The sequence below is a fragment of the Streptomyces flavofungini genome, assembly GCF_041028215.1.
GTDB classification, from domain to species: Bacteria; Actinomycetota; Actinomycetes; order Streptomycetales; family Streptomycetaceae; genus Streptomyces; species Streptomyces flavofungini_B.
In genome coordinates this window covers 1-14,960 of sequence record NZ_JASKYR010000101.1, presented here as the reverse complement: position 1 = coordinate 14,960, position 14,960 = coordinate 1, and the positions used below count along the sequence as shown (strand labels likewise).

Here is a 14,960-nt window from a genome sequence, read left to right as displayed (position 1 = left end):
CTGGAAGAGCGCCCAGTCCCGTTCGCAGCCGGGGTCGGTGTAGTAGGCCGGTGAGCAGAGGGCGACCAGGACGCCGGTCTCGGCGACGAGCTCGCTGTTGGCGGATCCGTTTCCGCCGCGGCATATCTCTGTTTCGATCTCTTGCCCGATGTTTTCCCGGACGGCTTGGGTCAGGTCTCCGTGGAAGCGCCATACGTAGCTTTCGTTTTCCGCGCGGGCGAAACTGGTGATGAAATAGTGCGGCATGGCCTGCCCCTCCACTCCCCTGTGTCTCGTGGCGCCCCTGGCCGCCCCAAAGGCGCGTATTGGCCAGTTGAGACCTCTTCGGGGGTGAGCCGTTCTGCGTACGGTGGACGGGGGACATCTGCGAGAGCCATGCCGTCGGCGGTCACGGCCTGGAGGTGCGACGGCCCCCTGGAGTTGATCGGGGGGTCAGGGTGGAAGACCTGTCGCGGGATCTAGAGTCTGCTGGGGGCGTGGTTTGCCCACCCGTTCGGCCATGGGCCGACAGTACGGCATTCGGTGACTTTGGGAACAGGTGTCAGGGGCCGACGTGGAACGACACGTCCCCACCCGCAATGCCGTGGCCAAAGCCGGTGGTTTCCGTGACGCCGGAAGGCCGGGTGCGGCTGCGGGCATTCGATCAATTCGTCGTCAAACTGCACAGCCGCTGCAATCTGGCGTGCGATTACTGCTATGTCTACGAGTTGCGGGACACGGGGTGGCGCGAGCGTCCCCGGACCATGCCGGAGGCGGTGCGCGAGCGGCTCGTACAACGCGTCGGGGAGCATGTGCGCCGGCACCGGCCGTCCCGGGTGCAGGTGGCGTTGCACGGGGGTGAGCCGCTGCTCGCCGGGCCGGATGTGATAGCCGGGTTCAGCGCCGCCGCCCGCCGGGCCGTCACCTTGGCGGGGGCCGAGGCGGAGCTCGTCGTCCAGAGCAACGGCACGCTGCTGGATGAGGCGGTCCTGGAGACACTGCTGCGCCACGGCATCCGGGTCGGGGTGAGCCTGGACGGTGATGAGCGCGCGCACGACCGCCACCGGCGCGGTCCGGCGGGCAGCCGTCACGGGGGCAGTCACGCGCGGGTGTCTGCGGGGCTGGCCCTGCTCGAACGCCCCCGCTACCGGGGCCTGTTCGCCGGTCTGCTGTGTGTCGTGGACCCGGAGGCGGGCGATCCGGCCGTGGTCTTCGACGCCCTGGCGGACCATGACCCGCCGGCGATCGACTTCACGTTGCCCTATGGCACGTGGGACCATCCGGCGCCGTTGGCGGGCAGCGGTGCCTATGGGGCGTGGCTGTGCGCGGCTTTCGACCGGTGGTGGCAGACCGGGCGGGCGGCGCGGGTCCGCCTCTTCGAGTCGATCATGGCGCAGTCTCTGTTCGGCGCGGGCAGCAGCAGTGAGCTCATCGGCCTGCTCCCTGCTGCCGCGGTGGTGATCGAGTCGGACGGGGCGATCAGCTGGTCGGGGTCGCTGAACGCGGTCGCCGATGGTGCCGCACATGCCGGAGGCACCGTATTCAGCCACTCCTTCGATGCCGTGCTGTCGCTTCCCGGGGCTCCTGAGCACGGTGTGGCGGCCCTGTGCCGGACGTGCCGGGAGTGCCCGCTGGTCAGCGTCTGCGGAGCGGGACTTCGTGCTCACCGTCATGGCCGCCGCCGCGGCTTCGCCAACCCCTCCGTGTATTGCAGGGACCTCTCCCTGCTCATCGGGCACATCCAGCAGAAATTGGGCTCCGGCGGTTTTTCGGCGGCTTTCCCGGAACCGGATGGAACAGGGGGCGCCGACCAGCGCAGATGACGAACGCTTCACTCTCTATTGAGCGAGAGGAGACCCGATGTCGAGTTTTCCGGGGCTCGCCAGGGGCAAAAACTCCTATGCTAGACCTCAATTGACCTGGCTGCACAAGCATGCCGAAGTCGCTGCGCACACTGATGTTGATGTGGGGTCATGGGGAAAAGACCACGCTGTGGTTGCTCGGGAGGCAGGCCCTTGGGGGGGGGCGGTGGGGCCTTTGTTCTATACCAGTTATGCCAGTTCGACCGGCGACAGAGGTCCCGTCGAACGGTTCCACATCGATGTCCAGAACGAGATCTACGCACTGGCGGGCCGCGCCCCCGCACAGCAGGGCCGGCTGAAGCACGCGGAGCCCATAGCGGGGCCTGACCCCGCCGTTCTGTCCTGCCGCTCGATGCTGGTCCTCTATTCGTCCGACTATCTCAACGATCCCCAGTGCGCGCGCGAGTGGTCGGTCTTCAGCGAGCGCCTGGACCGGCGCACCCGGCAGACCGGGGAGCGGCCGGACTGCCTCGTCGGGGTGATCTGGCGGGCCGGCGGCCTGGTGCTGCCGCGCCTGGTGGCCAGGACCGGTCACGTCATCGACGAGGAGTACGAAGGGCCCGGGGTGCTGGGCCTGCTCCAGGCGCCCGACCGGCGGGGCCGCTACCGAGGACTCGTGCGGCGTGTCTCCGAGCGCCTGCTCAAGGCCGCGAGGACACCGCTGCCGGCGATGACCGAGGCGGACAGCCGCCAGGTGGCGCCCCGCTTCGGCCCGAGCCGGACGGAGCCTCAGCCGTACGCGGACGCCCCCGCAACCGGGCCGCCGGACAGCACCCGGCAGGTGGTGCTCGTCCTGCTGACCGGCACCCGGGAGCGGATGGCGGGACTGCGCACCTCGGTGGAGGCCTACGGCGACAGCGCGCGGGACTGGTGTCCCTTTCGACCGCACAGTGACGAGCCCGCGCTGTCCCTGGCCGCCCGCGCGGCGCGGGCCTGCGGGGCCGAGCGGCTCCTCGTACGGGCCCCGGACCTGGACGAGGCCGATGTCCTCGCCGGTGTCGAGGACGGCGCGATCGTGCAGGTGCTGGTCGATCCCTGGCTCTCGCGGGATGCGGCGTTCTCGGTGCTGTGGAGCCGGCTGGCCCGCTCCCGCATCCGCATCGCGGCGGTCATCGCGCTGCTGCCCCGCCTCGACGCCGAGAGCCGGCACAGCGCCGGGCGGCTGCGGGAGAGCCTCTCGCTCACCCCGGCGCGGCTGCTGGGCGCCTCCCACCACGAGGTGGGCACGCCCGAAGCGCTCACGCTGGCCGTGGCGGCCGTGATGGCCGACTCCAGAACGGGTCCCGACGAGGCGGAGGCGCCGCGGGTGCCCGCCGGTGCCGTGGCCGTGGAGAGTTCCAGCGAGCGCCGCATCCGCAGGCAGCGGGAGCGCGTGGGCTGGCTCAAACGAGGAGCGGGGCCATGGCCCCCATTACTGGGCACCACACCTGGTGAGCCGCTGGGCGGGAGATGAGCACGTGGCACGGGGGACGGGCAGGACCGGTCGACCGGCGAAAATCATTTCTTTCTATTCCTTCAAAGGCGGGGCGGGGCGCACCATGGCCCTGGCGAACGCCGCCTGGATCATGGCGAGCCGCGGGAAGTCGGTCCTGGTCGTGGACTGGGACCTGGAGGCGCCGGGTCTGCATCTGTATTACGGGGCCTACCTCCCGGTGCCCGACCTCAGTCACGGCTCGGGAGTGCTGGACATGTTCTCCGCCTTCGCCGATGCCGCCACCTCCGGCACCGATGTCCCCGAGCACCTGCGGGCCCTGCACGCCGAGCACACCAACTTCGACCGCTACCGCGTCAAGCTCGACCACAAGTTCCCCGACGGGGGCGAGCTGCACTACATCGGCCCCGGCCGGATGGACGACGACTACGCCAACCGGCTGCACGAGTTCGACTGGGGCCAGTTCCAGGCCAGCGACGACGGCAAGGAGTTCCTCGAAGCGCTGCGCGTGCGGATGCATGACAGCGCCTACGACTACATCCTCATCGACAGCCGCACCGGCTTCTCCGACAGCGCGGGGGTGTGCACCCTCATGCTGCCCGACACCGTCGTCATCACCCTGGCCTTGAACCGGCAGGCCATCCACGGCGCCCACCAGATCGCCCGGCGCATCACGTGCTCGACCCGGCACATCCGTCTGCACGTCCTGCCGATGCGCGTCGACCACTCAGAGAAGTACCGGTTCGATCGCTGCGTGGCCGAGGCACGCCAGGCGCTCGACCCCCATCTGGACCTCACCGACGAGGACGACCTGGCCACCTACTGGGGCGAGGTGGAGGTGCCTTACCAGGCGTTCTACGCCTACGGCGAAGAGCTCGCGGTGATTGAGGACAACCCCCACCAGGACAGCTCCATCCTGGCGTCCTACGTCAAGGCCGTCGCGCGCCTCACCGACGGTGAAGTGACCGGTTTCCGCAAGGTCTCGGATGCCGAGAAGGCCCACTACCACCATCTGCTGGACTCCCTGCGGCACCGCACCACCCAGCTCACCGAACCGCAGACCCTCACCATCGTCCACGCGCCCGCCGACCTGCTGTGGGCGGACTGGATCACCGAGCAGCTCCGCCCGCTCGGCATCGATGTCGTGGCACACCAGCCCACCGACGAGCCCGCCGCACCCCTGCCGGCCTCGGACTACATCCTGGCCCTGCTCTCCCCGCACCTGGAGGGAACGGCGGCCGGACAGCTGGTCCAGCGCCTCAACAGCGACCTGCCCACCGGCGACAAGCCCATCGATCAGCACGTGGTGCGCCTGCGTCTGGGCACGGGCCGCCTCACGACCTCCCACGACTGGCCCGGCACCGCCGACCTGGCGACCCCGACGGAGGAAGCGGCCCGGCGCATCCTGCTGGCCCGGTTCGGCCTGCGCACCGGGGACGAGCACCAGCCCGCCCCGCTGGCGGGACCGCGCTTCCCCGGCCGCAGCCCGCGGGTGTGGAACCTGTCCATGCCCAACGCCGAGTTCATCGGCCGCGACGCATTGTTGAGGGCCCTGAGCACCCAGTTCGTGTTCGGCTCCGCCACGCAGTGCCCGCCCCAGGTCCTGTACGGCATGAAGGGCGTCGGCAAGCGGCAGATCGCGCTGGCCTACGCACACCGCTACGCCTCCCAGTACGACCTCGTCTGGTGGATCCCCGCCTCACAGCCGGATCTGGCGCGTGAGTCCCTCGGCGAACTCGCCCGCGCCCTCAACCGCGCGGCGGCCGGCGCCCGCACCGGCGAGGAGCTGCCCGACCTGCTGGACGACCTGCGACAGCGCAGGCACGCACCGCGCTGGCTGCTGGTCTTCGACGGCGCGGAGAGCCAGGAGAGCATCGAGGCATTCATTCCCAGCGGCGGCACGGGCCACGTCCTGATCACCTCGGCCAGTCCCCGGTGGTCGCCCCAGTTCGCCACCACCCACCGCGTGGACGTCTTCACCCCCGAGGAAAGCCTGGCCCTGCTGTGCCGCAGGCTGCCGGGCGCGGGCGAGGAGGAACTGGCCCGGCTGGCCGACCGCGCCGGACACCTGCCCCTGGCCGAACAGTGGGCGGCCGCCTCCCTGCGCCGCTTCCCGCGCGCGGTCGACGACTACATCGCCGCGCTCGACGGCGGTGAGGCACTGCCTCACCAGGACGACCCCGACTCCGACTACTCCGCCTTCGCCCGCCTGCACCGCCAGGCCTTCGACGCCCTGCAGACCAGCTCTCCGGCGGCGGCCCGCATCCTGGAGCTGTGCGCCTTCCTGTCACCGGACGGCGTGGGGCTGAACGTCATCCTGTCCAAGGGCATGCTGGCCGTCCTCTCCGGCCTGGAGCCCGAGCTGAGCGACACCCTGGTACTTCAGAACCGGGTCAAGAGCCTGGACGACCACTCCCTGGGCGTCCTGGACTACCGCACCCGCACGCTCAAGGTGCACCGGATCGTGCAGGACCTGATCCGCGGCTGGATGCCGGAGGAGGACCGGGAGACACTGCGCGCCCAGGCCCAGGAAGTCCTCGCCGCCATGGTGCCCGAGGACCTGGACCGGCACGAGCCGAAGTACACCGAGGTCTTCGCCGAACTGGACCGGCACGTGCTGGCGTGCGGGGCGCCCGAGAGCGGCGCCGCGAAGGTGCACGGCTGGCTGGTCAGCCAGGTCTACCACCGCTGGACCTCGGGCCGCTGGACGGCCGCACGGGACCTCGGTGAACTCGTCCTGCGGCAGTGGCGATCCGCCCGGGGCCCGGACGACATCATGGTGCTGCGCATGGAGTCCCAGGTCGCGGCGGCCTACCGGCTGCTCGGCGCCTACTCCGACTCCCTGGCGCTGAGCCGGCACGCGGTCAACACCCAGCGCCGATTGCTCCCCGGCCGCCGGGGCCCCGAGCTCTACACACTGCTGGCCGCCCGCGGGTATGCCGCCGACCTGCGGGCCGACGGCGACTTCGGGCAGGCCTACGCGGAGGACCGGGAGACGTACTCGAAGCTGACGCGGCTCATCGGCAGTCCGCACAACGCGACCCTGTCGGCCGCGCACAACCTCGCCTGGTCCAAGTACTTCATTGAATCCGCCGAGGCGGCCGCACGCCAGCAGGAGTCCACCTACGACCTGCGCCGCCAGGTCATGCCCCAGGACGACCCCTGGACCTGGGTCGCCTATGGCGACCTGGGCACCTTCTACCGGGAGGCGGGCCAGCCGGAGGCCTCCGAGCAGTACCTGATGGAGGCCCGCAACCAGCTCAACGCCATCGAGGGAGAACGCTCCCCGCGCACCCTGGGCGTCGTGGCGAGCCTGGGCCTGACGATGATCCGCCTGGGCCAGGTGCAGCACGGACAGCCGCTGCTGCAGGACGCCCACGTCGGCTTCCGCAACCAGTGGGGCGAGAACCACCCCAGCACGATGGCCTGCCACACCGCCGTCGCCATCGGCCTGTACGCCGAGGGCCGGGCCACCGAGGCGGCGGAGTACATCAGGGAGGAACTCGACCGCTACGTAGCTGTGTTCGGCGACAACCACCCCTTCACCGGCATCTGCCGCAACAACCTCGCCCTGTACCTCCTGGGCCGCCCGGAGACCTACGAGGAGGCGGCCGAGCACGCCCGCAAGGCCGTCCGCCAGCTCCGGGAAGCCTTCGGCCGCCCCCACCGCTACACGCTGGTCGCCCGGATGAACCAGAACAACTGCCTTACCGCACTGGGGGAAAGCACCAGCGTCGAGTGCGCCACCGAGGACGAGGACATCTACGAAGGATGCCGGAAGGCATCGGCGTGGGGCGCCCGGCACCCGGTCACCCTGACCGCCATGGCCAACCTCCTGTCGTCCCGGCCGGAGGCACACCAGGAACTCAAACCGGTCCTCCAACGCCGCGTCAACGAGTACTTCCTGGAGGGCCACCCACTCGCCCAGGCACTGCTGGCCGCACCGTACCGCAGGACTGGAGCCGATCTGGAGGTGCAGAGTGTCTGATCCCACGCAAGCCCCCGACGAGGCCCCAGCGCGCTATCCCGACGGCGAGAACCCCCAGATCGTCGAACTCGGCGAGCGCCTTTCCCGGTTGCTGGACGTCGACGGACTGGCCCATCTGGCCCTCTACGACGGTGACATGGCCAAAGTGGTCCTTGACGCCGACCCGTGCGGCGAGAAGGACACCGAGGGCGTCTCCCGGGTCTCCCGCTTCCACGAACAGGCCGGACGCCACCTCTACTACATCCTCGAAGAGCTGGAACCGGACTTCGCCGAACTGCGCACCGGCGCGCTCATCCGCACGGTACTGCGGGTGCCCTCCGGCGCCGTCTACTACTACCTCGTGGAACCCGGGCTCCACCTGTACGGGGCCACCGCGGCCACCGCCCCCACCCCCAGCCGCATCGACGAACTCGACGCACTCATCGCCGACTGCGTCAACGATCTCAGAGCCGAAGCACGCTACAGCCGCCTCGACTACAACTCCTACCTGGGCGACAAGTCACACATCACGGCCCACACCGCGGACCCCACCCGCACAGGCGCCCCGGAGATGAACAGCGGCGGCGCCGGGGTGAGACTCAGCCAAAGCGCCCCCCGTTCGGTGGCCCTGCCGCTGCGAGCGGCCCTGGACCTGGACGGGCTGCACTACATCGCCTACTACGCCGGGGACGTGTGCAGCGCGGACCTGTTCCACCACGCGGCACTGCGGCGGTACTTCCTCGCCACGGACCCCCAGCGCCGCCGCGACAAGTACGGCCGCATGGGCCTGCTGCTGCCCGGCGTCGCCCGCCGGATGAACGCGTCGCTGGGAGCCATCCTCAACGGGGAGGTCCTCCAGATCGTGCTCGACGTCGAACAGGGCGCGGTGTACTACCACGCACTGCCCGGCCAGCGGTATCTGGTGGGGGTGACCCTCGACCAGTCACGGGTGGCCGCCGCGGACCACCGGCTGGCGCGATTAGGGCGCGAGCTGACGGATGGCTGAAGAGGGGGCGACGGCAGCCGACGCGCACGCCGGGAAGCGGCCTGCACCCAAAAGGGAGCCCGACAAGCCGCCTGCACCCGAAGGGGAGCCCGACAAGCCGTCCGCACTCGACGCGGACGCCGGGAGCCCGCCGACCGGCGGCCTGGGCACCCTCCTGCTCACCCTGGTCCTGCCCGCCCTCATCGCGGGCGCGGGCCTCCTGGCGGGCCACGTCTGGCCCATGGAGGCACGGGCCGACGGCACGGTCTACGGCTACCTGAGCGCCGCGCTCCTGGCCGTGGGCCTGTACGGCAGCGCGGGCGGCGTGGAACGGCCCGAGCACCGCGGCGACGTCTACCGCATCGTCGTGGCCATCACCTTCGGCGTCGGCGTCAAGGCCGCGCTGATCGCGGCGGCCCTGTGGCTGGCGTTCCGGAATCAGCCGGAGTACCTGGTGCTGGCGGTGGCGATGGCCCAGATCGACCCCTTGTCGGTGTCGGCGATGCTCGCATCCCGCGACATGTCGCCGCGCGCGAAGTCCCTCCTCGCGGCCTGGGCCAGCTTCGACGACCCGGTGACCACGGTGCTGGTGGTGATCCTGGGCTCGCTGGTCCTCACCGGCGCCGGGGGCATCTCCTCAGGTGCCACGACCTACGCTCAGACCCTCGTCGGCAACGCGGTGCTGCTGGTGGCGGCGGCCGGGATCTGGCTCCTCGCGCGCCAGCCGAGATCCCGGCGCGACGAGCCGGTCGGCACGCGGCGGACGGCGGTGCAGATCGCCGCGCTCCTGGCCCTGCTGACGGCGGCGACCTGGAACTTCTGGATGCTGGGCCTCGCGGTCTCGGCGCTGTTCTTCCGGCCGCGGCTCGGTCCCTGGCTGGGCCGGGCCACCAACGCGGCCCTGTGGGTGGCGACGTTCCTGCTGGGCATGCTGCTGGCCGCGGGCGCGAACTTCTCCGTCGGCATCGTCCTCGGCTGCGCCACCTTCGCCGCGCAGATCGCCGTAGGCGCCGTGGTCACCCTGGGCTTCTCCGCGCGCGACCGCACCTCGCTGTGCCTGAGCCAGCAGAACGGCATCACCGCCATCATCCTCGCGCTCCTCCTGGAGCCCCGCCTCCCGGAGGCGGTCGCCATCATCGCCCCCGCGATCCTGGTCGTGAACGTGCTGCATCTGGGCTCCAACGCAGCGCTGGCGCGGAGCCGTCTCCAGCGGACGCGAGGTTAGCGCTCCGCGCCGCTCCGCCGACCCGCCCGTCCCGCTCACCTCACGGAATGCGGGCGACAGCGCCCCAGCCCGCCCGGACGGTGGTGCGTTCCGTGGTGGATTCGGGCCGCCAGTTGGGCCAGGACACGAATCCGGGTTCGACCAGTTCAAGCCCCTCGAAGAACGCGACGGTCACCTCGGGCTCGCGGAAGATGTAGGGAATCGCGCCGGACCGGTTGTACTCCTCCTGCACCTCCCGGTGTTCCTCGTCCGCGGCCGTGGAATGGCTCAGGGCGAGGTGGCTCCCCGAGGGCAGACGTTCCACCAGGCGGCGTACGAGAGACAGGGCATCGTCCCAGTCCACGATGTGGCCCAGCACGTCGTTGATCACCAGGGCCACGGGTCGTGTCAGGTCCAGGGTTTCGGCCGCCCCCCGCAGGACCACGTCGGTGTCACGCATGTCCGCCAGCACATAGGCGGTTGCGCCCTCGGGGGTGCTGGTACGCATCGCGTTCACGTGCAGGAGAACGAGCGGGTCGTGGTCCACGTAGACCACCCGGGAGTCGGGGGCGATGCGCTGGGCGACCTCGTGGGTGTTGTTGGCCGTCGGTAATCCGGCTCCGAGGTCAAGGAACTGCCGAATTCCGGCGTCGCGCGCCAGATAGGTGACCGAGCGTCGCAGGAAGTCCCGTGATTCGCGCGCGAACTGCTCAATGAGGGGGTACTTGTCGCGGTAGGCGTCACCCGCCTGCTGATCCGCGGGAAAGTTGTCCTTGCCGCCCAACCAGTAGTTCCAGACCCGTGCGCTGTGGGCCACAGAGGTGTCGATGTCCGCAGGCAGCTTCATCGGTTCGGTCACAGCACTTCTTTCCTCGGTCCGATCTCGTACGCCATCCCAGACCTTGGCATACACGACGTCCCGAATCAGGGCATATCTCGGCCAGGAGCTATCCTGTGCTGCAACCGATGACCCGACTTCGAACCCAGCGGCTTTCCGGCTGAATCGGCCGCGTCGCACACGCAGAAAGCCCAGATCGTGGACTATCAGGCCGTTCTCGAAGAAGTCACCGCGTTCGCGCGGCCGCTGGTGGGCCGTGGTCAGGTGGCTCAGTACATCCCGGCGCTGGCGTGCGTGGACGCGGAACGTTTCGGTATCGCGGTCGCCGACGTGAACGGCGAGGTGCACGGAGTCGGCGACTGGCAGGAGCCGTTCTCGGTGCAGTCCATCTCGAAGGCCTTCAGCCTCGCGCTCGTCCTGGCGAAAGGCGGCGACCGCATCTGGGACCGGGTCGGCACGGAGCCGTCCGGCAATCCCTTCAACTCGCTCGTCCAGCTCGAATACGAGAACGGCATCCCGCGCAACCCTTTCATCAATGCCGGTGCGCTGGTCGTCACGGACCGGCTGCAAAGTCTGACCGGGGACGCGGGCACGACGATGCTGGAGTTCCTGCGCGCGGAGAGCGGCAATCCGGACGTCGCCTTCGACCCGGTGGTGGCGGCCTCCGAGGCCGAGCACGGTGACCGCAACGCGGCTCTCGCGCACTTCATGGCGAGCTACGGCAATCTCGACAATCCCGTGAACACGGTGCTTGAGCACTACTTCCGGCAGTGCGCGATCCGCATGAGCTGCCGCGACCTCGCCCTCGCGGGTGCTTTTCTGGCCCGGCACGGCCTGCGGGGCGACGGCACGCGCCTGCTGCCCGCGCGCGAGGCGAAGCAGGTCAACGCGGTCATGCTCACCTGCGGTACGTACGACGCCGCCGGCAGCTTCGCCTACCGAGTCGGCCTGCCGGGCAAGAGCGGCGTCGGAGGAGGCATCGTCGCGGTGATCCCCGGACGCTGCACGCTGTGCGTCTGGAGCCCGGGCCTGGATACGTACGGCAACTCCGTGGCGGGCGTGGCGGCGCTCGACCACTTCACCACGGTGACGGGATGGTCGGTCTTTTAGGACGCGAGCCGCGTCTGTTCGGCTTGGCGCCGCGGCGTCGGCGAGTTGGGCGTAGGTGTCGACGACGGGTAGGCAGCTGGCCAATCCGGCTCAGCCGGCCGCCCGCAGGGGGCATCCGGTGCCAACCCGTGCGTCGAGCTCGGCCCGCAGGGCGGCAAGCTGCGCCATACGCGCGTCGACAACCTCGATCTTCTTCTTGAACAGCGCGGACAACGCCTCGGCGGTGTCGGGCGCGTTCCGCAGTTCCTCGCCGGTCCGCGCGATCTCGGCCAGCGAGAAGCCGAGCGTCTGTGCGGTCCGGACGTACTGCAGCCAGGGCACCGCCTCCGGCGGGAAGTCGCGATAACCGTTGGCCAGACGTCGCCCCGTGACAAGACCGATCTTCTCGTAGAAACGGATGGTGTCCCTGGTCAGTCCCGCTTGCGCGGCCAGCTCCCCGATACGCACGACTCCCCCTGCACTGCGGACTTGACCTTGGACAGTACTCCACTGTTTACCGTCATGGCGTCCGTATAGGAGACCAGCAGGAGCCTCGCCGTGTTCCGTCATTTCGCCCCTTCCCACTCCGCCTATCTTCGCGTCGTACGCACAAGTGCCTGGTACGACCTCGTGGTCACAGCCGGTTTCGCCACGCCGTGGACCTACACCCTGGTGCACGACGCGCTGTCCAAGGCCGGTGACGCGCTCGGGCTGGGTGCCCTTCCCGCCCTCGACCCGATAGGGGTTCTCTACGCGAATCTGATGGGTTCAGTGGTGGTCGTCTGGGCGCTGCTCCGGATCATCAAGCCGCTGCCGGTGCACGGATTGTTCGACGGCATCGCGCGCACGCTTTTCGCCGCGTGGCAGGCGTACGCGCTGGCGCACGGTGCCCCGCGCTGGCTGTGGCTGTTCCTCGTCGCCGAGGTGGGGTTCGGCATCGTCCAGCTTGTGCCGTGGTGGCGGGCTCGACGCACCGACCTCATGGAGCACTCTGGCGGACAACCGCTCGGCGAGGCGGGCCGGTGAGACGGCTTGTTGCGCAGTGGCCGTCAGCCTTCCCGCGGAAGCGGCCCCGCCCCCGACGTGCGGGTCAGGCTCTCGCGCACCATGGTCAGTACCTCATCGTCCGTCAGGGCCAGGTCGCGTGCCTGGGTGATGAAGTCCTGGACCGCCTCCGTCAGTCGGGCCCGGCCCGCGGCGCCGGGCTCGGCGGTGACCACCGCACCCCGGCCGCGGCGCAGTTCGATCAGGCCCTCGTCCCGCAGGCGCTGGTAGCCGCGGAGGACGGTGTGCACGTTGACACCCAGGGAGTCGGCGACCTCGCGGGCCGGGGGCAGGCGTGTGCCCGGGGCGGCCGTGCCGTCGGCGATGGCTCCTCGTACGCAGGAGGCGMTCTGTTCGCCCAGGGGCAGCGGGGAGCCGGGGAGCACCCGGAAGAGCATGGTGTCTCACGCTCCCGCTGCCGGGCGGTTCGCGAGGCCGTTGAGCAGCGCGGCAGCGGTGGTCGAGTCGTCGACAGTGATCACGTACTCGCGTCCTCCTGCGGTGCTGACCGCGAGCGCCTCGCCCGAGCGAAGGACGACGCCTCGGCGGTTGGGTCGTATCCGGTATCCCCAGCCGCCGAAGTCGCCCAGGGCTTGGATCTGGACGCTGCCCGCGCTCGTCACCTTGTCGAGCGGCAGTGTCAGGCGGGGCCTGGGCAGCAGGGTCGAGGCCACCGTGACTCCGCGGCGGTCCACGGTGACCCGGACGCCGCCGAACGGTGCGCAGAGCAGGCCGAGCAGGAACGGCGGCAGGCCTGCCACGAGGGAGCCGAAGGACACGGCGGCCACCAGCCCGCCGACGGTGACGGCACCGGCCGCGAGCAGCACCGCCGGGGAGGTCATGGTGCGGCTCCACGCCGCCACTTCACCCTCGGCGAGCGGCAGGGCGGACACCGTCGGCGTGGCGGACGAACTCGCCGCCCGGCTCATCAGCCACCACGTCAGGGCGCCGGTGGCCAGGGCCGTGAGGAGCAGTACGGCGATGTGCCACATCGGCAGGTGTGCCGTGGCCGGGTCCTCGATGTCCGTGTTGACGAAGACGGTGAGGATCAGTGGATAGCCGAGGGTGACGGCCGTGCCGGTGCCGATGGCCGCGGTCACCCGCGCCTTCGCGGCGTCCTTGGTGGCGGCGGCCAGGAGCGTGAACAGCAGGCCGAGTCCCACGAGCAGGCCGCCGCCGGTCCACAGGGCGGTGGTCCGGTCCGTGAAGCCGTCCGCGCCGCCGTCGCCCGTGAAGTGGGTGGCGATGCGTTCGGGCAGGCGGTCGTAGCGCGTCAGGAAGAGGCCTACGAAGGTGGCTGTGGCGGCGGCGAACGGTATGGCCGTCAGGCCACTTCTGCGGATGGCGGTCATCTGACTCCCCCTGTGTCCTTTGCTCTGCCGTCCCTCGGGCATCGTTCTGGAGGAAGCCCGTCGGGCATTGTTCTAGTTGAAGTAGAACAATGCCACTGTACGGCAACACGGCGCGCGCACAAGACGGTTCGCCGGGTTCGGGGCGTCAAGGTGCCGGTGATGTCACCGCTTTGGGCGGGCGCGCGCCCAGGCGGTGCAGGGCCCGGCGCCCCCGGTCGGAGCGCAGGCACGCGCCGGTGAGGATCACGGCCGCCGCGGCGCCGTAGGCCCATGCCTGGAGGGGGAATCCGGGCAGCAGGCGGCCCGCCAGATAGAGGGCGGTACCTGCGAGGGTGAGAGTCAGCCACTCCCAGCGGCCGTCCATCGCCACCAGAGCCACCACAAGCAGCGAGTACCAGGGGTAGCTCGGCGAGAACAGCAGCAGAGCGGTGCCGGTGACCAGCAGGGCGCCGCGCCAGGGCCGGTCCTGGTCCCCGCGCCACCACACGTACACCGCGATGAGCGCGATCAGCGTGGCCGCCGTCGCGCCCGCGGCGGCGTCCGGCAGCACGAGCCGCAGCAGCGCGAAGCGGCGTACGTTGCCGGGCTCGTATCCCTCTTCGTGGAGGTAGCCCGGCAGATAGCCAAGCACTCCGGCGCCGGAGGCCAGGACGTAGGGCAGGTAGGCGAGCAGTACCGCCGCGCCGGCGGCCGTGGCCACGCGCAGGACGGGTCTGGTCCGGCGCCGCCCGGCCAGGGCGCCGGGAAGGACGAGGACCGGCAGGATCTTGACGGCGATCGCGGCGCCGATCAGCGCGCCCCGGCGGGTTCCGGCCGTGGCCGTGCCCAGGGCAAGGACGACGAGGAGCACCGCGAGGGTGTCGATGTGCGCGTTGTTGACGGCTTCCAGGGTGACCGCTGGGCACCAGGCCCACAGGGCGGCCCGCGCCGGGGCCCGCCGCGGGTCACCTCGGCGGCGCAGCACCCGCAGGAGGGCCACGGTCGTGCCGAACGCGAGGACGGCGCCGCCAATTTGAAGCGGCTTGTGGCGGCTGCCGGTCGGGGACAGGGTGTGGACGGCGAGGTACCAGCCCTCGGCGACGGGCGGATAGATGGTGGGGACGGAGGGCCGGTTGATACGGACGCAGACGCCCGAGGCGGTGCGCCTGAGAGCCCACCCCTCGCAGCTGGTACCGGTGGGGAAGAGCCAGTCGTCGCGCAGCCGGGAC

The 14,960-nt window shown here is 70.4% G+C and carries 12 protein-coding genes and 1 pseudogene; 7 read left to right on the top strand and 6 right to left on the bottom strand.

Going from position 1 to position 14,960, the window contains the following annotated elements; genetic code table 11:
- Positions 1 to 246, bottom strand: a pseudogene (locus AB8Z36_RS10000) (hypothetical protein); the annotation flags it as partial.
- Between the two features lie 359 nt (positions 247 to 605).
- Here AB8Z36_RS10000 and AB8Z36_RS09995 point away from each other — a divergent pair.
- From AB8Z36_RS09995 to AB8Z36_RS09975, 5 genes are all read left to right on the top strand, one after another.
- Entirely contained in the window at positions 606 to 1,802 is a 1,197-nt protein-coding gene (locus AB8Z36_RS09995) for an FxsB family cyclophane-forming radical SAM/SPASM peptide maturase (protein ID WP_369212869.1), read from the top strand.
- 214 nt (positions 1,803 to 2,016) lie between these two features.
- Complete coding sequence (locus AB8Z36_RS09990) at positions 2,017 to 3,294, top strand: hypothetical protein (RefSeq protein ID WP_369212868.1); 1,278 nt, start codon at positions 2,017 to 2,019, stop codon at positions 3,292 to 3,294.
- Positions 3,272 to 7,261: an FxSxx-COOH system tetratricopeptide repeat protein gene (fxsT, locus tag AB8Z36_RS09985; RefSeq protein ID WP_440581889.1), complete on the top strand. Its 3,990-nt coding sequence runs from the start codon at positions 3,272 to 3,274 to the stop codon at positions 7,259 to 7,261. The genes AB8Z36_RS09990 and fxsT overlap by 23 nt, the downstream gene beginning before the upstream one ends.
- Positions 7,254 to 8,246, top strand: coding sequence for a hypothetical protein (locus AB8Z36_RS09980; RefSeq protein WP_369212866.1), 993 nt, complete (start codon positions 7,254 to 7,256; stop codon positions 8,244 to 8,246). Before fxsT ends, AB8Z36_RS09980 begins: the two co-directional genes overlap by 8 nt.
- Entirely contained in the window at positions 8,239 to 9,450 is a 1,212-nt protein-coding gene (locus tag AB8Z36_RS09975) for a hypothetical protein (protein ID WP_369212865.1), read from the top strand. The genes AB8Z36_RS09980 and AB8Z36_RS09975 overlap by 8 nt, the downstream gene beginning before the upstream one ends.
- Positions 9,451 to 9,490: 40 nt before the next feature.
- Here the strand turns inward: AB8Z36_RS09975 and AB8Z36_RS09970 are convergent, their stop codons facing one another.
- The gene (locus AB8Z36_RS09970; protein WP_369212871.1) at positions 9,491 to 10,276 is read right to left on the bottom strand and encodes an SAM-dependent methyltransferase; all 786 of its coding nucleotides are present in this window, start codon (positions 10,274 to 10,276) and stop codon (positions 9,491 to 9,493) included.
- Between the two features lie 189 nt (positions 10,277 to 10,465).
- Between AB8Z36_RS09970 and AB8Z36_RS09965 the strand changes: the two genes are divergently transcribed.
- On the top strand, positions 10,466 to 11,377 hold the full coding sequence (locus AB8Z36_RS09965) for a glutaminase (RefSeq protein WP_369212864.1): 912 nt from the start codon (positions 10,466 to 10,468) through the stop codon (positions 11,375 to 11,377).
- A 90-nt stretch (positions 11,378 to 11,467) separates the two neighbouring features.
- Here the strand turns inward: AB8Z36_RS09965 and AB8Z36_RS09960 are convergent, their stop codons facing one another.
- Entirely contained in the window at positions 11,468 to 11,824 is a 357-nt protein-coding gene (locus tag AB8Z36_RS09960; RefSeq protein WP_369212863.1) for a MerR family transcriptional regulator, read from the bottom strand.
- Between the two features lie 90 nt (positions 11,825 to 11,914).
- Here AB8Z36_RS09960 and AB8Z36_RS09955 point away from each other — a divergent pair, with 90 nt between their 5' ends.
- The gene (locus AB8Z36_RS09955; protein WP_369212862.1) at positions 11,915 to 12,382 is read left to right on the top strand and encodes a hypothetical protein; all 468 of its coding nucleotides are present in this window, start codon (positions 11,915 to 11,917) and stop codon (positions 12,380 to 12,382) included.
- A gap of 23 nt (positions 12,383 to 12,405) precedes the next feature.
- Here AB8Z36_RS09955 and AB8Z36_RS09950 read toward each other — a convergent pair whose 3' ends face one another.
- The 3 genes from AB8Z36_RS09950 to AB8Z36_RS09940 all read right to left on the bottom strand — a co-directional run bounded on the left by AB8Z36_RS09950 (position 12,406) and on the right by AB8Z36_RS09940 (position 14,731).
- Positions 12,406 to 12,798: a GntR family transcriptional regulator gene (locus AB8Z36_RS09950; protein ID WP_369212861.1), complete on the bottom strand. Its 393-nt coding sequence runs from the start codon at positions 12,796 to 12,798 to the stop codon at positions 12,406 to 12,408.
- Positions 12,799 to 12,804: 6 nt separating this feature from the next.
- The gene (locus AB8Z36_RS09945) at positions 12,805 to 13,752 is read right to left on the bottom strand and encodes a DUF1648 domain-containing protein (RefSeq protein WP_369212860.1); all 948 of its coding nucleotides are present in this window, start codon (positions 13,750 to 13,752) and stop codon (positions 12,805 to 12,807) included.
- Between the two features lie 145 nt (positions 13,753 to 13,897).
- Positions 13,898 to 14,731: a glycosyltransferase 87 family protein gene (locus AB8Z36_RS09940; RefSeq protein ID WP_440581888.1), complete on the bottom strand. Its 834-nt coding sequence runs from the start codon at positions 14,729 to 14,731 to the stop codon at positions 13,898 to 13,900.
- Positions 14,732 to 14,960 lie beyond the last annotated feature (229 nt).